18 protein-coding genes and 3 tRNA genes are annotated in these 17,920 nt (G+C 59.4%); 13 read left to right on the top strand and 8 right to left on the bottom strand.

The annotated features are described in order from the left end of the window. Positions 1-34: 34 nt before the first annotated feature. The 7 genes from gyrA to K0U62_03045 all read left to right on the top strand — a co-directional run bounded on the left by gyrA (position 35) and on the right by K0U62_03045 (position 5,094). Positions 35-2,584, top strand: coding sequence for a DNA gyrase subunit A (gene gyrA / locus K0U62_03075; GenBank protein ID MCH9800500.1), 2,550 nt, complete (start codon positions 35-37; stop codon positions 2,582-2,584). Between the two features lie 5 nt (positions 2,585-2,589). Beyond that, positions 2,590-3,150, top strand: a complete 561-nt coding sequence (locus K0U62_03070; GenBank protein ID MCH9800499.1) for a DUF3566 domain-containing protein — start codon at positions 2,590-2,592, stop codon at positions 3,148-3,150. A 54-nt stretch (positions 3,151-3,204) separates the two neighbouring features. Continuing rightward, positions 3,205-3,279 (top strand) — tRNA-Ile (locus tag K0U62_03065). A gap of 50 nt (positions 3,280-3,329) precedes the next feature. After that, entirely contained in the window at positions 3,330-3,500 is a 171-nt protein-coding gene (locus tag K0U62_03060) for a DLW-39 family protein (protein ID MCH9800498.1), read from the top strand. 7 nt (positions 3,501-3,507) lie between these two features. After that, a tRNA-Ala gene (locus K0U62_03055) sits at positions 3,508-3,580 on the top strand. Positions 3,581-3,664: 84 nt separating this feature from the next. Beyond that, positions 3,665-4,189, top strand: coding sequence for a peptidylprolyl isomerase (locus K0U62_03050; protein ID MCH9800497.1), 525 nt, complete (start codon positions 3,665-3,667; stop codon positions 4,187-4,189). Between the two features lie 101 nt (positions 4,190-4,290). Continuing rightward, the gene (locus tag K0U62_03045; GenBank protein MCH9800496.1) at positions 4,291-5,094 is read left to right on the top strand and encodes a rhomboid family intramembrane serine protease; all 804 of its coding nucleotides are present in this window, start codon (positions 4,291-4,293) and stop codon (positions 5,092-5,094) included. On the opposite strand, the gene K0U62_03040 is transcribed toward K0U62_03045, so the two are convergent. Next, on the bottom strand, positions 5,020-5,979 hold the full coding sequence (locus K0U62_03040; GenBank protein MCH9800495.1) for an EamA family transporter: 960 nt from the start codon (positions 5,977-5,979) through the stop codon (positions 5,020-5,022). The two genes, K0U62_03045 and K0U62_03040, sit on opposite strands and share 75 nt — an antisense overlap. Positions 5,980-6,280: 301 nt before the next feature. Beyond that, a complete protein-coding gene (locus tag K0U62_03035; protein MCH9800494.1) occupies positions 6,281-6,559 on the bottom strand; it encodes a cell division protein CrgA in 279 nt (92 codons plus the stop codon). A 117-nt stretch (positions 6,560-6,676) separates the two neighbouring features. Here K0U62_03035 and K0U62_03030 point away from each other — a divergent pair, with 117 nt between their 5' ends. From K0U62_03030 to K0U62_03020, 3 genes are read left to right on the top strand one after another with little or no spacing between them, the layout of a single operon-like run. Then, positions 6,677-7,384, top strand: a complete 708-nt coding sequence (locus K0U62_03030) for a class E sortase (GenBank protein MCH9800493.1) — start codon at positions 6,677-6,679, stop codon at positions 7,382-7,384. Further along, positions 7,377-7,640 carry a hypothetical protein gene (locus K0U62_03025; protein MCH9800492.1) on the top strand — a complete coding sequence of 88 codons (264 nt, stop codon included), beginning with the start codon at positions 7,377-7,379 and terminating at the stop codon, positions 7,638-7,640. The genes K0U62_03030 and K0U62_03025 overlap by 8 nt, the downstream gene beginning before the upstream one ends. Beyond that, positions 7,637-8,284: an aminodeoxychorismate/anthranilate synthase component II gene (locus K0U62_03020; GenBank protein MCH9800491.1), complete on the top strand. Its 648-nt coding sequence runs from the start codon at positions 7,637-7,639 to the stop codon at positions 8,282-8,284. Before K0U62_03025 ends, K0U62_03020 begins: the two co-directional genes overlap by 4 nt. On the opposite strand, the gene pknB is transcribed toward K0U62_03020, so the two are convergent. From pknB to K0U62_02990, 6 genes are all read right to left on the bottom strand, one after another. Further along, positions 8,281-10,023, bottom strand: a complete 1,743-nt coding sequence (pknB, locus tag K0U62_03015; protein ID MCH9800490.1) for a Stk1 family PASTA domain-containing Ser/Thr kinase — start codon at positions 10,021-10,023, stop codon at positions 8,281-8,283. The two genes, K0U62_03020 and pknB, sit on opposite strands and share 4 nt — an antisense overlap. A 213-nt stretch (positions 10,024-10,236) precedes the next feature. Further along, on the bottom strand, positions 10,237-11,673 hold the full coding sequence (locus K0U62_03010) for a serine hydrolase (GenBank protein MCH9800489.1): 1,437 nt from the start codon (positions 11,671-11,673) through the stop codon (positions 10,237-10,239). Next, positions 11,670-13,079, bottom strand: a complete 1,410-nt coding sequence (locus K0U62_03005) for an FtsW/RodA/SpoVE family cell cycle protein (GenBank protein MCH9800488.1) — start codon at positions 13,077-13,079, stop codon at positions 11,670-11,672. The genes K0U62_03010 and K0U62_03005 overlap by 4 nt, the downstream gene beginning before the upstream one ends. Then, a complete protein-coding gene (locus K0U62_03000; GenBank protein MCH9800487.1) occupies positions 13,079-14,356 on the bottom strand; it encodes a protein phosphatase 2C domain-containing protein in 1,278 nt (425 codons plus the stop codon). The genes K0U62_03005 and K0U62_03000 overlap by 1 nt, the downstream gene beginning before the upstream one ends. Next, complete coding sequence (locus K0U62_02995) at positions 14,353-14,820, bottom strand: FHA domain-containing protein (GenBank protein ID MCH9800486.1); 468 nt, start codon at positions 14,818-14,820, stop codon at positions 14,353-14,355. The genes K0U62_03000 and K0U62_02995 overlap by 4 nt, the downstream gene beginning before the upstream one ends. Further along, a complete protein-coding gene (locus tag K0U62_02990; GenBank protein MCH9800485.1) occupies positions 14,820-15,515 on the bottom strand; it encodes a DUF3662 and FHA domain-containing protein in 696 nt (231 codons plus the stop codon). The genes K0U62_02995 and K0U62_02990 overlap by 1 nt, the downstream gene beginning before the upstream one ends. Before the next feature lie 107 nt (positions 15,516-15,622). On the opposite strand from K0U62_02990, the gene K0U62_02985 reads away from it, so the two are divergent. From K0U62_02985 to K0U62_02975, 3 genes are all read left to right on the top strand, one after another. Beyond that, a tRNA-Leu gene (locus tag K0U62_02985) sits at positions 15,623-15,706 on the top strand. Positions 15,707-15,890: 184 nt separating this feature from the next. Then, the gene (locus tag K0U62_02980) at positions 15,891-16,994 is read left to right on the top strand and encodes an AI-2E family transporter (protein MCH9800484.1); all 1,104 of its coding nucleotides are present in this window, start codon (positions 15,891-15,893) and stop codon (positions 16,992-16,994) included. Positions 16,995-17,430: 436 nt separating this feature from the next. Continuing rightward, a partial coding sequence (locus tag K0U62_02975; GenBank protein ID MCH9800483.1) for a GNAT family N-acetyltransferase occupies positions 17,431-17,920 on the top strand: 490 nt, incomplete at its 3' end.

Genomic DNA, 17,920 nt, shown 5'->3' with positions numbered 1-17,920 from the left:
TGAGCGGATCGAACCAGTTGATCTCCGTGAGGAGATGAAGAAGTCCTACATGGACTACGCCATGTCGGTGATTGTGTCTCGTGCGTTGCCCGACGTCCGCGACGGTCTAAAGCCAGTCCATCGCCGAGTGATCTTCGCGATGTACGACGGTGGCTATCGACCTGATCGGGGTTACAGCAAGTGCGCCCGAGTCGTCGGAGACGTGATGGGCCACTATCACCCTCACGGTGACAGTGCGATCTACGACACCTTGGTCCGGTTGGCTCAGCCATGGAGTTTGCGCTACCCCCTAGTTGACGGTCAAGGAAACTTCGGCTCACCAGGTAACGATCCTGCAGCAGCGATGCGCTACACCGAGTGCCGAATGAAGCCACTCGCGATGGAGATCGTGCGTGACATTGACGAAGAAACGGTTGACTTTCAACCCAACTACGACGGTAAGACTGAAGAACCACTGGTCTTGCCAGCGAGATTTCCGAATCTGCTCGTCAACGGCAGCGCCGGCATCGCGGTGGGCATGGCTACCAATATCCCGCCACACAACTTGCGCGAGGTGGCCGCTGGAGCGCTGTGGGCCCTCGAGAACCCTGAGGCGAGCCGTGAGGAACTACTGACCGCACTCCTCGAGCGAGTGAAGGGTCCGGATTTCCCGACCGGGGGAATCATCGTGGGCCGCCGCGGCATCGATGAGGCATATCGAACTGGTCGAGGCTCCATTGTGACTCGCGCTCGGGTTGAGGTCGAAGAAGATTCACGCTCGCGTCAGTTGCTGATCGTCACCGAGCTCCCTTACCAGGTCAACCCTGACAACCTGTTGCTGCGCATCGCCGAACTAGTCCGTGAAGGCAAACTCAGCGGGATTGCTGATGTGCGGGACGACTCCTCCTCCCGCACCGGCATGCGACTAGTCATCGAGTTAAAGCGGGACGCAGTCGCGCAGGTCGTGCTCAACAACCTGTACAAGCACACGCAACTTCAGGACTCGTTTGGTGCCAACATGTTGGCCTTGGTCAACGGCAAACCACGAACTCTCGCGCTCGATCAGTTCATCACCTACTGGATCGCACACCAGATTGAGGTCATTCAACGGCGTTCTCGGTTCCGGCTACGCAAAGCCGAGGAGCGAGCACACATCTTGCGCGGCTACCTCAAGGCGCTCGATGCCATTGACGAGGTGGTTGCCCTGATCCGAGCTTCTGCCACGGTGGACGCGGCTCGCGCTGGCTTAATGGAATTGCTGGAGATCGACGAGGTGCAGGCCACCGCCATCCTCGACATGCAGTTGCGTCGCCTTGCTGCTCTGGAACGGCAGAAGATCCTCGATGAGTACGAGGAGCTGATGACGCGGATAGCTGATTTGCAGGATATCTTGGCTCGGCCGGAGCGACAGCGGCTAATCGTCTCGGAGGAGTTGTCGGGCGTCGTCGAAAAGTACGGTGACGAGCGACGCACCGAGTTCGCCCCTTGGGAAGGCGATATGGCGGATGAAGACTTCATCGCTGAAACCGAGTCTGTGGTGACCATCACCCACAGCGGCTACGCCAAGCGAACTGCTCTCGATCTCTACCGGTCACAACGTCGGGGCGGTAAGGGCGTACGCGGTGCCCAGTTGCGTGCTGACGATGTTGTCCAGCACCTGTTTGTCACTTCGACACACAACTGGGTGCTGTTCTTCACGAACAAAGGTCGCGTCTATCGGGCCAAGACCTATCAACTGCCGGAGGTGGGTCGCGACGGTAAAGGTCAGCACGTCGCTAACTTATTGGCGTTCCAGCCAGATGAGGAGATTGCCCAGGTCCTCCCGCTGCGAACGTATGAAGACCAGCCGTTCCTGGTACTCGCTACCCGCAACGGGCGAGTGAAGAAGACCCGACTCTCGGAGTACAACTCCCCCCGTACGGGTGGAATTATAGCCATCAACCTGGTGGATGATGACGAGGTCATTTCAGCAGAGTTGTTGGGTGAGGCGCAGGATCTGTTGTTGGTCAGTCGTACCGGAATGTCCGTCCGCTTTACCGCCAATGACCAACAACTACGTGCTATGGGGCGATCCACAAGTGGTGTCGGCGGGATTAAACTGCGCTCAGGTGATGAGCTGCTGGCCATGCAGGTCGCGGAGGACGAGCAGTATCTGGTGACGTTGACCGACGGTGGTTACGGTAAACGGACACCGGTTTCGGAATGGAGCCGCAAGAACCGCAATATTCAGGGCGTGCGGGCGATGCGGCTGGTTGCGGATCGTGGCGGTCTAGTTGGGGCGCTGGTATGTCAACCTGGCGATGAAGTGCTAGCCATTGCCGACACCGGTACCGTCATCCGCACCCCGGTGGAGCAGATCCGGGCAACAGGACGAGACACTATGGGTGTGGCGGTGATGGGTTTGGCCAATGAGCAGTCAGTTGTCGCCGTGGCCCGAGCGGCTGAGCAAGAGTTTGACGACGAGGAATTGCCCGAAGCCGACACAACCTCACCGGCATCGCCGGAACAGGGGGATTCCGCACCGGACGGGCAGCAGCCGGGTAGTCTCGGCTCAGCAGGGGATCAAGATGCAACCACCGAAGCCGACCAGTTGAGTAAGGAGTAGAGCGGATGAACTCGCCTATGTCAGCCAAGCCAACGAGTGAAACAAGCAGCCAGCAGCCCCGCGTGACGAGTAGTTCCTCGCCACGGGTGGCCACTAGTGAATCCAGCGCCAATACGCCTGGAAAGCCCGGGAAAGCGGCTCCTCGAACGCAGTCCCCAAAGAGCTCGAGTCGGGCAGATGCGCCTGCCCCCAAAGCGCGCGCTCGACACGCTCACCTTTTTGTCACCCATATCGATCCGTGGTCAGTGGCAAAGAACGCTTTCATGTTGACCTTGGCCTTGGGCATCGTCTACATCGTCGCAATCACCATCATTTGGATGATGCTGACGGTGAGCGGGACCCTAGATCAGGTCACTTCACAGTTGACGGATCTCGCAGGCGGCGGTGCCGACACCCTTGATCCAGCCAGCCTTTTCTCGTTCTCGCGCATCATCGGTGTGAGTTTCGTGATCGCGCTGCTCGAGGTAATCCTGCTCACGGCCTTGGCCACGCTGTTCGCTTTCCTCTACAACCTGGCTGTAGGAATTACTGGTGGCCTGCAGGTCACACTCACGGATGACTCTTGATCTTCGTCCCCGTGTTCGCATGACCGACGGTTGTCGGTATCCTGCTTGAGGTGCGGGCCTATAGCTCAGCCTGGTTAGAGCGCTTCCCTGATAAGGAAGAGGTCGATGGTTCAAGTCCATCTAGGCCCACGGGCGATGGTGCACGTTCCGGTGCTTGTCGCTGATAGAAGGGATATCCAATGAAGAAACTGCTGTTGCTGGGCGTCGTCGTAGGCGCTGCCTACTTGGTGTACCGGCAGGTAATGGCTTCCCGGGCCGAGGAGGATCTGTGGAGCGAGGCGACTAACGCCCCGGACTTCAGTGCCACCTACCCGCCGGCAGCCGAGGGCTCCGACAACCAGGCCAACTAGGCCGCCAGGGGGCGTAGCTCAACTGGCAGAGCACCGCCTTTGCAAGGCGGGGGTTGAGAGTTCAAGTCTCTTCGCCTCCACTCCTGCCCGAAAGGTGTCGCAGCAGAGCCGCTGCGACACCGGGCAACCCTCAATCGCTGTTGTCTGCATGAAAGGATGACGAAGTGGCAACCAAAACCTTCGCAACACTGCACACCTCGCAGGGCGACATCAAAGTGGAACTGTTCCCCAACCACGCGCCCAAGACAGTTCGGAACTTCGCCGGTCTAGCGACCGGGGAAATCGAGTGGACACATCCGGGTACTGGCCGCACCAGTACCGATCCGCTCTATCAGAACGTGGTCTTCCATCGGGTGATTCCTAACTTCATGATCCAAGGTGGCGACCCCCTGGGTAAGGGCACTGGCGGCCCCGGATACCAGTTCCCCGACGAGATTCATCCAGAACTTGCCTTCACTCGGCCGTACTTGTTGGCGATGGCCAACGCAGGCCCCAACACGAATGGGTCGCAGTTCTTCATTACGACCGCCGAGACGCCCTGGCTGACTGGGAAACACACCATTTTCGGCGAAGTGGTGTCCGGGCAGGAAGTGGTTGACGCCATCGAGTCGGTTCCGACGGGCGCACAGGATCGCCCACGCCAGGATGTGGTGATCTCTTCCATCTCGATCGAACAGGTCGAGTCCTGAACGACGACAGCCAGGCGGTAGCACCCACCTGCTATCGGCACCCGGACCACGAGACCTATATTTCCTGCTCGCGTTGCCACCGCCCGATCTGCCCTGACTGCATGTCAGCGGCACCGGTCGGCTTTCAGTGCCCGGAGTGCGTCCGTGAGGGACAGCAGCAAACCCGGCAGGTAGTAACTCCAATGGGTGGCGAACCCATCCGGGACTTTTACGTCACTAAGGTCCTGATCGGCATCAATGTTGGTCTGTTCATCGTGGAAATGGTCGCCGGTATGGATGCGGTCATCCGGCAGTGGGGCATGTATCCGGCGGCGGTCTCGTTGGGAGGCGAATGGTGGCGCCTCTTCACTGCGGCTTTCTTGCACGGCAGTTTGCTTCATATTGGCTTCAACATGCTGGTGCTCTGGCTGGTAGGTCGGCCGCTGGAATCAATCCTGGGGCATGTCCGGTTCGTGGTGTTGTACCTGCTAGCGGCGCTTGGCGGCAGCATCGCTTCCTATACCTTCAGCCCGCTTAACACGTTGTCCGTCGGAGCCAGTGGCGCGATATTTGGTCTGATGGCGGCCCTGCTGGTGGCAGGACATTCGCTTAAAGCCGACGTCACGCAGATTGCGGTGCTGTTGGCTATCAACATCGGTATCGGCTTTGTAGTGGCAGGAATCGATTGGCGGGCGCATCTCGGCGGGGCCGCTGTGGGTGCTGTGGTAGCAGCAATTATGGCCTACGCTCCCAAAGACAGTCAGGTGTTGTGGCAGACCCTGGGAGTCCTGGCAGTGTGCGGTGTACTCGTGACGATGATGATGGTGCGCACCAGCGCGATTCAAAGTGAGCTACTCGATGGGCGCGGGCAAGTGCTGATTGGGTCTGCTGAGCAGAGCCAACACGATTCCCAGAACTACCACTAGACCACCGACAATTTGCGAGCCGGTAAGGCTCTGATCGAAAAGCCACCAGGCCACTAGCGCGGCGCCGATGGGCTCGGCGGTGGCAAGCACACTCACCAACGTTGCCGGGATGAATTGCATAGCTGCGGTTTCGGCGCCGAAGGGGATCACAGTTCCCAGTAAGATCACCCAGAGCAAGAGGCCACCGAGCGGAAACACGACCGCACCGAGTGACGCAGGTAGTTGGGCGTCGGCGGTCAATGACACCGACCACCATGCGCCTACGACACCGGTGAGACCCACGAAGGTCCACAGCAGGCCGGAGATAGTGAAGCCCCAAAAGGTCACCACGATCGGGTCGGAGCGCTGCACCAGGCGCTCACCCAAGATGAAGTATGTTGCGAACGCGACGCTGCACCCCAGCCCAGCTGTGACGCCAATCGGATCGAGGTCGGCCAAGCCGGTGGCTGCGATGATTCCCAAACCAAGGACGGTGAGTCCGACGGCGGGCCAGAGCAATCGGTTCACCGGCTGCTTGCGGATGAATCGAGCCCACAGCGCCACCCACAGCGGCGCTAGGTACTCCAGCAAGAGCGCCAATCCGATCGGGATCCGGGAGATAGCTTCGAAGTAGAACAGCGGCAGTGCTCCCAGACCCACGAGTCCGTAGACCACCAGAACCGTCAGGTCATGCCGGGGAATCCGCCAGTGGGCCCGGCGAAAGATCAGCACTGCCAACGCCAAGAAGCCAGCCGCTCCGACCGCCCGTACGCCAGAGAGAACGGCAGGTGTCACCCCGGCATCGAGCACGATTCGGGAGACCCCGGCATTCACGGAGAAAGCCACGACTCCCAAAACGACGAGGAGTATCGCCAGACCTTCGCGGGATGCCGTGTTGAAGCGCACCCGTCAGTTTAGCCAGCGGATTTATCCACAACTCATCCCCAACTGCGGATAACTACCCACATGTAACTACACAGGTGTGGGTAATCATCCACATATCCACTGCCCTGTGGATAATGCTGCAGCAGGAGAGACTCGCCAGCTGCTTAGAGCTCACCCGCTAGCGGCAATTGCAGGCGTCATCAGGGGGGGAGCACCGAATCTATCGACGGATTCCGCAGATTCTACGGAAAACGTGTACTCAAATACGTTGCGTGGGGGTCCAGTGGCTAGTTATGCCCAGCAAGGCCGTGCTTGTGGAAAACTACTCCCATTTTGTGGACAACACGAAGCCGATGCCAATGAAAACGAAACCGATGGCCACGTTCCAGCCGGCCAATGGCGCCATCAAAGCGTTGTCCGGCGATACGTACCACACGACAATCCAGGCAAGTCCGATGATGAACATCGCAACCATCAGCGGTGCTAGCCAGCGTGAGTTTCCGATTTTGACCGGAACCTTCTTCTGCTCGTCCTCTTCGCTCGACTTACCCGTCGGCGGCGGCGTGTAGGCAGCCCTTTTTCGGCGACGCGATTCTGGCACGGCGTCCCTCCCGGTTCCAGTTGCTGCTCCCATCATGCCCTACTGGGGCCGCAATCAGTCGATCTGGGCATTGCGGCGTCACCCGTATACCCTGAAAGTCGGTACTCGGGAGGACGCATGAGCGATGGTTCCGCCGCGCGGCGTTCCTCGCCTACCCGGCGAATCTTCTCCGTAGTCGGGGAAATCCTCGTGACCGCCGGTCTAGTTTTACTGCTTTTTGTCGGTTGGCAGTTGTACTGGACCGATGTGCTCGCCGCCCGAGCCCAGGCCGATACCCGCGACGAACTGTTGCTTGAGTGGAACTTGGCGCCAGTTGACGATGAGATCAAAACCGATATCAACACCACCGTCGGTCAGCCATTCGGTCTGCTCTACGTTCCGGCCCTGGGAGACCGGTCCTGGGACATACCAATCGTGGAGGGAACGGAGCATTCGCTGCTTTCCCAGGGAGTGGGTCATCACAAGGACACTGCGCTGCCAGGGCAAGTGGGTAACTTTGCGATCGCCGGACATCGAACCACCTATGGAGCACCGTTCATGGATATTGCGGAACTCCAGCCCGGCGACCCGGTGATCGTAGAAACGAAACATGGTTGGTTCGTCTACGAACTGAACAACGACAAGATCATTAGTCCGAATGATGGTTGGGTCTTGGACCCGGTACCAGGCAAGTCGAACGCGACTCCGAAGCAGAAGTTGCTGACCATGTACGCCTGTCATCCGATGTACTCGGCTGCGCAGCGTTACGTCTGGTTTGGTGAGTTGGTCGCTGAGTATCCGCGTTCAGGTGGTCCCCCGCCCGAACTCACGAGGGGTAATGACTGACATGTACGCATGGATCTGGCATCACTTGCCGGGACCGGTACTCCTGCGAGTTCTGCTGAGCATCGTTCTCACCCTCGGCGCCATTGCATTGCTGTTTGTTTGGGTATTCCCTTGGGTGGAGACTCAGATTGAGTTCGACAACTCTGAGGTTGGCCAGCCAGGCGCGGCTAGTGTCGTCGACCCGGCCGCGGCTAGTGTGGTGGAGCAGAGTAGTTCCGCCATGATCGTTAGAACAGTTAGAGGAGTGGAACTGTGAAGGGTCCACGGATTCTCGTTGTCGATAACTATGACTCATTCGTCTTCAACCTGGCGCAGTACTTGTCCCAAATCGGTGCCGAAGTGGTTGTGGAGCGCAACGATAAGGTATCGGCCAAGGCGGTATTGGGCTACGACGGTGTGCTGCTGAGCCCGGGACCGGGAACCCCAGCAGATTCCGGCGTCTGCCGCCCCATCATTGCCGAATACGGTGCGCAAGTACCGATCTTGGGCGTCTGTTTGGGTCATCAGGCCATCGCTGAGGTCTACGGTGCCATCGTTGATCGGGCGCCGGAGCTGCTCCACGGCAAGACGTCACAGGTCGAGCACGACGGTCGAGGAGTGTTCCAAGACTTGCCCTCTCCCTTTACAGCTACCAGGTACCACTCGCTGGGCGTAGCGCCCGAGACCGTGCCCGCCGACCTCGAGGTGAGCGCAACAACTGCTAGCGGCGTCATTATGGGGTTGCGGCATCGCATCCACCCAGTGGCGGGCGTGCAGTTCCATCCGGAATCAGTCCTGACTGAACACGGGCACCAACTACTGGCTAACTGGTTGGTCGCCTGCGGAGACACTGAGGCACCACAGCGAGCTGCTGACCTCAGTCCAGTTGTCGCTGCTGCACCCACCCAGGTTGCTCCCTAGGGTTGGAAGTCGCCTTCAGCCTGGGGTGGCGTTAGTTCAGTAGGTGGCGCGGACTGCCCTTGCCGACTCGGGTTTTGCTGGTTTTCGCTGGTGGCCGTCGGCGTAGGTGTCGGTCCAGTGGACACTGTCAAGGTAACGGTGTCTCCTCGGCTTACTTTGGTGCCAGCGGTCGGATCCTGCGAGATGACGGTTCCCGATGGCTGACTGCCGGAGTTCTCTTGGACTTTCACCCGTAGACCTTGGTCGGATAGCGTGTCGCGCGCGTTTTGTTGCTGCTGGCCGACCACGTTCGCCACAGCGACCAAGCCGTTGGACACCACAATGTTGACCTGAGAGCCCTTGGCAACAGAAGTGCCGTTCTCCGGGGACTGACTGAGTACGTAGCCCTCTGGTTGGTCACTGTCTTGTTCTCGAACATTGCCCAGTTCCAGGTCAGCCAACTCGAGTTGTCGCTTTGCGGCGTCGGGACTCGCTTGCCCCACCACGTTGGGAACTACCGCCTCGCCGGGTCCACCGGAGACAGTCAGATTGACCCCTTGACCTTCGTCCAGCATCTCTCCTGCTGACGGATCCTGTTGGAGCACTGTCCCGTCGGGCTTATTGGAGGATTTGGTGCTGACGTCACCGACTCGCAGGCCGGCAGAACTCAACTGACTTTGTGCCTCGTTTAACGTCAGACCGGTGACCTTTGGGACTTCCACGTCTCCGGCCTGGTTGGAGCCGAAGAGGCCGTTTGCGAATGCCCCGGCACCTCCGAGGAGTAGCAAGATTACTGCGGCAATGGCAACCCACAGCCATGGTGATTTCTTCTTTTTTTCTTCCTCCACTGGAGCGGGTGCCACTGGTGGCATCGCCTGTGTGGGGTTTGGTTCACTGACCACAGGGATGGGGGCAGTGACCGGTGCGCCGGAGATGGCGTTGTCCACGTCGACCTTGAACTCCGCAGCGGTTTGGTACCGCGCATCCGGCTCTTTGGCTAGCGCCCGCAGCACGATGGAATCGATCTCGGGAGTCACTTGTCCGTCAAGTTGGGACGGTGGGATCGGCTGTTCACTGACGTGCTGATAGGCCACCGCAACGGCCGTTTCACCCATGAAGGGGGCGCGATCGGTAAGCAGTTCGTAGAGGACACAACCTGTGGAGTAGAGGTCGGAACGGGCGTCTACAACCTGACCCTTAGCCTGTTCCGGCGAGAGGTACTGAGCGGTGCCCATGACCTGTGAGGTGGCAGTCATGGTTTGACCTTCGGCTGCAAGCGCTCGGGCGATGCCGAAGTCCATGACTTTGACGTCGCCAGCTTTCGTCAACATGACGTTGGCGGGCTTGATATCGCGGTGCACGATGCCATGTCGGTGGCTGTAGTCCAGTGCGGCCAGAGTCTGGGAAATGATGTCGAGAGCGCGCTCCGGTAGTAGCCGACGACCGCTGGACAGCAGTTGCCGCAGCGTCATACCGTCTACGTATTCCATGACGATGTAGGGAACTGTCACGGCAGTAGGACCGGCGCCCAGTGTTCCCTCGCCAGTGTCGTAAACAGCGACGATGTTGGGGTGGTTGAGCGCGGCCGCGCTGTGGGCCTCTCGACGAAACCGCTGATGGAAGGACGGATCCCGGGCAAGTTCCGGGCGCAGAATCTTCACCGCTACCCGACGTCCTAGCCGCAGATCATAAGCCTCGTGAACCTCAGCCATACCGCCACGTCCGATCAGTTCACCGATCTCATAGCGATCACCGAGCATGGTCTTGCCAGCTCCGGGCGGAACGACTGGCGGCATCGCGGCACCGTCATTCATCGTCGGCTCATCCACTGAACTGGACCCCTGAACCGGTGTCGGCTCGGGTACCGCGCCCTGATCGTCAGGCTGGTTGCCAGCGGTGTTTTGCTCGTCGGTCATGCGCTCTCCTTTGTCATGGCCTGTTCTTATGATGCCTTGTCATGTGTGGATTCTTAGTCATCGACCCAAGACTGCTTCCATCACTGCCCGGGCAATGGGTGCGGCTTGCGAGTTGCCGCTACCGCCATTGCGCTCCAAGACGACCGCGACGGCAACTTCCGGGGTACTTGCAGGCGCGAATGATGTGAACCAGACAGTATCCGGTGATCCATCGCCATTTTCAGCAGTTCCGGTCTTACCCGCGACGGGGACTCCCCGGATAGCACCGTTGCTTCCGGTACCCCGACTGACGACCTGCACCATCATGCTGGTGAGCTGGTCGGCGGTCTGACTGGAGACGGCCCGCCCGACGGTCTGCGGCTGAGTGCGATCCAACACGGTCTTGTCGGGTCGACCGATTTCGGTGACCAGGTAGGGGTACATCACCGATCCACCTTGTGCGACCGCACCCACCACCTGTGCCATGTTGAGTGCAGTCGCCCGCACGTCGAACTGTCCGATGCCAGTGAGTGCAGTCTGTGCCTCATCAGGGTCGGCCGGGTATCTACCAGCGGCTGCAGGCATCGGAACCTCGAAGGTGGTGCCAAACCCAAAGTCTTCCGATTGCTTGCGCAGTGCGTTGTCGCCTAGTTGGTTGGCTAGCCAAGCGAAGGCGGTATTACACGAGACCACAAGAGCCTCGGTGAGTGTGAGTTTGCCGGTCGGCGAGCAGGCAGTGCGAGAAGCGTTGCGAACTTTGGTTGAGGTGCCGGGCAGCGTGTAGGTTTCCGGCCCGGGAATGACCGATTGCGGTGTGAATTCACCCGATTCTAGTGCCGCGGCGGCAACGACAACTTTGAAGGTGGAGCCGGGCGGGCTGGACGAAGCGATCGGTCGATTCAGCAGCGGCTCGGCAGGGTCCGCAGTCAACCTCTTGTAGTACTTCTGGATTTCGCTGCTGTTGTGGGAGGAGAGTTGATTGGGGTCAAACGAGGGTGACTGCGCCAACGCCAGGATCTTTCCTGACTTTGGCTCGATCGCTGCCACTGCACCCGTGCGTCCGGCAAGGCCTTCGTAGGCTGCTTGCTGGGCTTGGGCCACCAGACCTAGGGTGACCGTGCCACCTTGTGGATCCCGGCCCGCGATGAGTTGCTGCATTCGGTCGAAGAGCAGTCGATCGTCAGTACCGGCCAGAACTGGGTTTTCAGCGCGCTCGATACTGGTAGCGCCGTAGACCAGGGAGTAGAACCCGGTGGCGGACGCGTACAGCGGACCGTTGGAGTAGGTGCGCAAGTACTTCAGTTCGTCGTTGGTTTCCACGCTTTCGGCGACCGCTTTCCGGCCCACCAGGATGGGCCCGCGATCTCGGCTGTATTCCTGCAGGATCGCTCTGGCGTTTCCGCTAGCGGATCGGTACTCGTCCGCCTTGTAGATCTGAATAAAGGTCAGGTTTGCCAGCAGGGCCAGCAGCAATAGTGCGCAGACCGCTGCTAGGCGGATAAGACTGCGGGTCATCGCGCGATCACCTGAGCGTCTGGTCGCATTGGTTCCGGCGTGACGTGTGGGTTCGGCAGACGGGTGATGTCGGAAATTCGCAACAGCAGACCGATCATGATCCAGTTCGCGATGAGGGCCGACCCACCCGCTGAGAGGAACGGAGTGGTGAGACCGGTCATGGGAATCAGCTTGGTTACGCCACCGGCAACAACAAACACCTGCAGTGCAAAGACGCTGGCGAGTCCGGCCGCGAAAAGCCGGCCGAAACTGTCACGGCAAGCCACTGCCGTGCGGAAGCCACGTTGCACCAGGATGCCGTAAAACAGCAGCAGCGCAATCATGCCGGTCAGCCCCAGTTCCTCACCGAATGAGGCAAGAATGAAGTCGCTGCTGGCGAAGGGAACAAACTGCGGATATCCCTGGCCCCAACCGGTCCCAAACATGCCGCCGTTGGCGAAGCCGTAGAGCGACTGCACGATTTGGTAGCCGGAGTCGTTGGCGTATTGGAACGGGTCCAACCAGATCTGAACTCGAACTTTGACGTGGTCAAACAGGAAATACAAGACCGTGGCCCCGAGGGCGAACATTAGGGCACCCAGGATCACCCAGCCGATCCGCTGAGTCGCGACGTAGACCATCGCGATGAACAGGCCGTAGAAGATCAAAGCAGTGCCGAGGTCGGTCTCGAAGGCCATGATCGCCAAGGCGAGCAACCAGGCGCCAAGCAGCGGACCGGTGTCCCGCAATCGGGGCAGTGAAATGCCCAGCACTTTCCGGCGCACGGTAGCTAGCGAATCTCGATGGGTGACCAGGTAGCCCGCTAGAAACAGCGTTAGCACGATCTTGGCAAGTTCACCTGGCTGAAAAGTGAGTGGGCCGATCTTGATCCACAGCGTCGCTCCATTCACGGTGTGACCGATGAAGGGAAACAGCGGTAGCAGTAGGAGCAGTACCCCGAGCAGCATGGAGATATAGGTGTAGCGCTGCAGCTTTCGGTGATCCTTGACCAGCAGCAGCACCGCCCCGAGGAGCAGCACGCCCAGTATGGTCCAGGTGAGTTGACCGGAGGACTCTGGTGTCGGGGTGGGGCTACCGTTCTCCACGGCACGCTCGGCAGCAGCGATGTCCAGGCGGTAGATCATCGCGAGACCGAGGAAGTTCAACAGGTAGGCCGTGGGCAACATTATGGGTTCGGCATAGGGCGCCCAGCGGCGAACCGCGAGGTGGGCGAGAACTCCGGCGATGGCCATGACAGCCAGGCACAACCAGTAGCGCCCGGGGAGTCCGATTCCCGTCCCCCAACCGACATTCGCTAGCGCTACCGCCCCGATGGCAAAACCAAGAATCAGCAGTCCCAGTTCCTGGGTACGGCGGGTCGGTTGGTCAACAGATCGTGGTGGTGATGCGGTCGCAGGTGCGCTCATCAGCGGAGCTCGTCTTTGGGGCAGCCCGGATCCGCCGGATTCACCTGACAGTTCGCGGCTTGCTCACGTAAGTTAGCGACGACTTCCTCCGCGCCCGCCCGTGTCGTTGTTTCGACCCCGGACTGCAAGGTGTTGAGGTCGTAACTGGGGAGTTGACTCACCGGCAAGTCGGTAATCTCATCCACTCGATGCAGTGGCACCGGACCAAGATTTCCCTCCACACCTCGATAGATGGCGACGTAGCCACCACTCTCGCCGACGTACCACTGCTGCGAAATCCACCAGGTGAGCGAGACGCCGACGAGCGCAAGTATGCCGACAGCCGCTCCGACCGCGATGATGGCTGATTTCATCCAGACTGGCCGCCGCGGTGGCTCCAACTCAGGGTCTTGCGAGTCGAGCGGTTCTGCAGGTGGCGGTGGTGGCGGTGAAACTTGATCCGGATCGGGTTGTTCGTCCTCGGGCCAGGGAACCTGCGGAAGCCGCGCTCGGTTCTGGGGTTCGCCAGCGGCCCCGACAACCACCGGTACCCCGTCGCTGTCACCGTTCGTCTCGTTAAGCACGTCAGCCACGACCACGGTCACGTTATCTGGTGCGCCCGCCTCGAGCGCCATGTCAACTAGCTGTGTGACCGCAGCGGTGAGGTCAGAAACTTCCAACAACACCTCGGCAATGCGCTCGTCGGAGACGACGCCGGACAAGCCGTCCGTGCACAACAGGAAGCGGTCACCCGCTCTGGTCTCCCGCACCGATAGATCGGCTTCCACACTGTGGATACCGTCGACTGCGCGGTTCAGTAGGTTGCGTCGGGGATGGCGCAGTGCTTCGTCAGGGGTGATTTCGCCCGCATCCACCAAACTCTGCACGTAAGTGTGGTCTTTGGTGATCTGTGCCAGTTGCCCATCACGCAGAAGGTAGGCCCGAGAGTCGCCGACATGGAAGATCACTACATGTGGACCGTTTGGCGCCAGGCCAGTGACGGTGGTGCCCATCCCCTGATTGCTGGGATCGGCAGCAACCACGTCACCAATCCGCTCCTCTAGTTCTGCCACGCCATCGGTCAGGTGCACTGCAACGTCAGCTTCCGCAACTGGCTCGGCGGCTATCTCGGCGAACGTTGCCACGGCCATTGCGCTGGCCAATTCCCCAGCGGCGTGGCCACCCATACCGTCAGCCACCATGATCAGGCTGCCGTCGGCAAATCCACTGTCTTCGTTGCCAGGACGGCGCAGCCCGACGTCTGACCGGGCGGCGTAGCGAAGGTGGATTGAACTCACTTGCGCACCTGCATCACAGTTCTACCAACGCGCAAAGGCATATCCACCGGTAGCACGGTCGGCCGCGAAATCCGGGTCTTGCTAAGCCAGGTGCCGTTGGTGGAGTTGAGATCCTCAACAACCCACTGCTCATCCACTCGATAAATCTTGGCGTGATTAGTTGAGGAGTAATCATCGTCCAACACCAACGTGGAGTCGGGAGCTCGACCAATAGTCACGGTGGCTGAGCCCAGCGGAACGACGGTTCCTGCCAGTGGCCCCTCAGTGATCACAAGGCGCGAGCCCTTGGCGCTGGACCGGCCGCTCTTCCGTGAGGGCCCGGAGGTGACGGGTGGCCCAGTAGTAGGCCTAGCCTCTCGCGGCGCCCTCAGGTCGCGCCGTAATACGTTGAGCGTCTGAAAAATGCCAACCCACAGCAGCATGAGAAAACCAAGCCGCAGGAGAGTGAGCGCCAGTTCCGACATCAAGCTTCCCTATACGTTGCGACGGTTGAACCTAACTGAATTCGAGCGCCATCGTAGAGCGGAGCCTCACTGACTTTGCGTCCCTCAAGCAGGGTGCCATTCGTCGAGCCGAGATCTCGAATGACCACCGGCATGCCTAACAGGATGTCGGCATGAGCCCGACTGATTCCAGGGTCGTCAATGCGGATGTCGGCGCCACTACCCCGGCCGATCCGGATACGACCTCGGGTGAGTGGGTAGGACTGCGCCCCGATAACCAGCCGGGGGTGACCAGTGGTTTGCACCGGGCTGATTGGTGCGGGAGGGGGACCCGATGGCCGGTTGTCGCGCTGCGCTTGGCTGCGAACGGTGAAGATACCGGTCTCCAAGGTGGGGTCCTCGCTGAAGGAGACCTCTACTGGCCCCAGGAAGGTGTAGCGCTGTTCGGCCGCGTACTGGCGAACGACTTCTGCCAACTCCGCGCGCATTTGCTCGTCGTAGATATCCAGCCGCTCCAAGTCGCTGGGGGCCAACTCGATCGCAAAAACGTTGGGAACTACTGTCCGGCCTTTACTCACGACTGCGGAACGAGTGTCCATCTCCTTTTGGATGCGCGAGGCCAGCTCGACGGGTTCAACCGCATCGCGGAAGGCCTTCGCAAAACTACCGTTGACCAACTGATCGAGGCGCTGCTCGAAGTTATCGAGTAACCCCATGGCGACCTCCGTTCCTCTTCTGGTGCCGATGTTATCGGCGACTGGGCCCTGCCGGGGGCCGTGGTGGGATTCCGGTAAGTTTTCCGGTGTTATTCTGAAACATCTGCGCGCGAGTGGCGGAACAGGCAGACGCGCACGGTTCAGGTCCGTGTGCCCGCAAGGGCGTGGGGGTTCAACTCCCCCCTCGCGCACGACGGTTGCGTTTCGCACCAACTGTGAACATTTGGTGTCCCATTGAGACTTTGGTGGGACACCAGTTGTTTGCGGCCTGAGTCCGCTAGGCGACTTACCGGATCGGCTTAAAGCCAGCTACTAACAGATGCCTTCCCGCCCGCGGTTTGCATTGGGGATGTGGACCCCCTCTATTTTTTGCCCATGGGTGAGTCAAAAAATAGCGAAACAATAATGGAGGGGCTACCTCGCTGGCTTAGGCGTCTCGGACTCGGTGCCTGGCTCGTCCTAGGCTTCATCGCATTAGTAGTGGGACTCTATTTTGGTCTCGCGCAGTTGTCGGGCCTCCTGATCCCGCTCACGGTGGCGGTTGTTGTGGGAATGATCTTTTATCCTCTGGTTGATCGCTTGGCTGCTCTCGGGCTCCCCCGCTCGCTGTCGGCCGCGGTCGTATTACTAGGGCTCATTTCGATCACAGTCGCTTCAGTGTTTCTAGCAGTGAAAGGAGTATTCGATCAGCGGGACCTTATTTCCGCTCAGTTAACGCAAGGCTGGGCAGTGATTCAGGAATGGCTCGCTCAGCAGGGTTTGACCCTAGAAGGTCTGGAGTCCCTGTGGGAATCCGTTGGTTCGGGAGCTTCCAGCGGGGCAGCGAGCAGTGTTATTCAGGCTGGATTTTCTAGCGTAGCGGCCTTCTTGATTGGTCTTTTCATAGGTGTTTTTTTGCTCTACTACCTGCTAAAGGACTGGCAACCAATCCGTGATTGGGTTGCTGGGAGCATGGGATTACCGAAAGCCCTTGGTTCTGGTTTGTTGGATGACGCTACGGATTCGATCCGATCCTATTTTTCCGGATTGGCGATCAGTAGTATCCCGGTCTCGATCACGATTGGGCTGGCTATGCTCGTGCTCGATATTCCACTAGCCTTCACGGTCGCACTTGTGACTTTTGTGACGTCATTCATCCCTTATCTTGGCGCTATCGTAAGCGGTGCTTTCGCGGTGCTGGTGGCGTTGGGGGCCGGTGGATTGCAGGACGCATTGATCATGCTGGCGGTCGTGCTTATCACCCAGAATCTTATTCAGACCCTTTTGCTGACCAAGGTCACGAGCGACAAACTGTCCTTGCATCCGATAGTCAACCTGGGATCGACAATTGTTGGTGCCACATTGGCCGGCTTGGTCGGTGCCACCTTGTCGGCGCCGATCGTGGCAACTCTGATCGCGGTTCGAAAGCGCCTGCTGACTTATCGGGAACAGGATGGTACGGAGGACCTTTCCAGCGAAAGTGCACGCCTGACGGACTAGGTCGGGCGAAGCTACCAAATGTCGCAGGTCTGAGATGAACTGTGTGGAATCAGTATGTTAACCTTCGAATTCCGAAGATTATTGGTCTCCTTAGCGGCAATATCGCAAAAAAAGTCACTCTTGTGTCGCATTTGTGTCCTGAAATTGTTTTATATGGAGCATGAATGGGCAACAATGAAGGCATGTCGGAAAATGACCATGACTGCGGTCCCACTTGCCCCTCCTGCGATTTCCCCACACGGGTGGTGGACCAATGGCGTGACTACTCGACGACCCGCGGTCCGATGACCTCCTACGAGGTGACTTACTGCGACAGTTGCAAATTGTCCAGCCTCAACCGTCGTTCGGCTCAAGACCATCGCGTCATCGCGTAGGAAACTTCTCCGCCCCGACGAGGGGCTGGGACACGAGCTTCGCCACCTCGTAGTCTGAAGCCGTGTCAAACGACATCTCGGTGCGACAGGCAACCGCAATAGACATCTCACAGCTCGCAAACATTGCGGAGCGAACTTTCCCGCTAGCCTGCCCACCGGATACTGCGTCGGAAGATATCCAAGACTTCATTCAGCACAGTTTGAGCGAAGTGGCGTTCGGTGAGCACATGAGTTCCGCGGGAACGGATTTCTACTTGGCGGGTGTCGGCGAGAGTGCGGCCGTGGGTTACTCCATGTTGGTAGACGGCTCCGCGGGAGGTCCGGCCGTTAAGGGGGATGATCTCATTGAGCTGCGACGCATCTATGTTGTCGCTGAGGCACACGGAAAAGGGGTAGGTGCGGCCCTCTTAGAGAGTGCGGAGAAGCGTGCTCGCGGCTTAGGTCGAAGCGGGATTTGGTTGGGGACGAATCAGGCGAACCACCGAGCTATTAGCTTCTATCGCAAGCACGGTTTTCAACAGGTGGGAACCAGGACCTTCGAGGTCGGGACGT

The organism is Actinomycetes bacterium (genome assembly GCA_022599915.1).
Lineage (GTDB): Bacteria > Actinomycetota > Actinomycetes > S36-B12.
The sequence above is the reverse complement of the archived record's forward strand: the minus strand, read 5'-3'. Positions and strand labels throughout refer to the sequence as shown.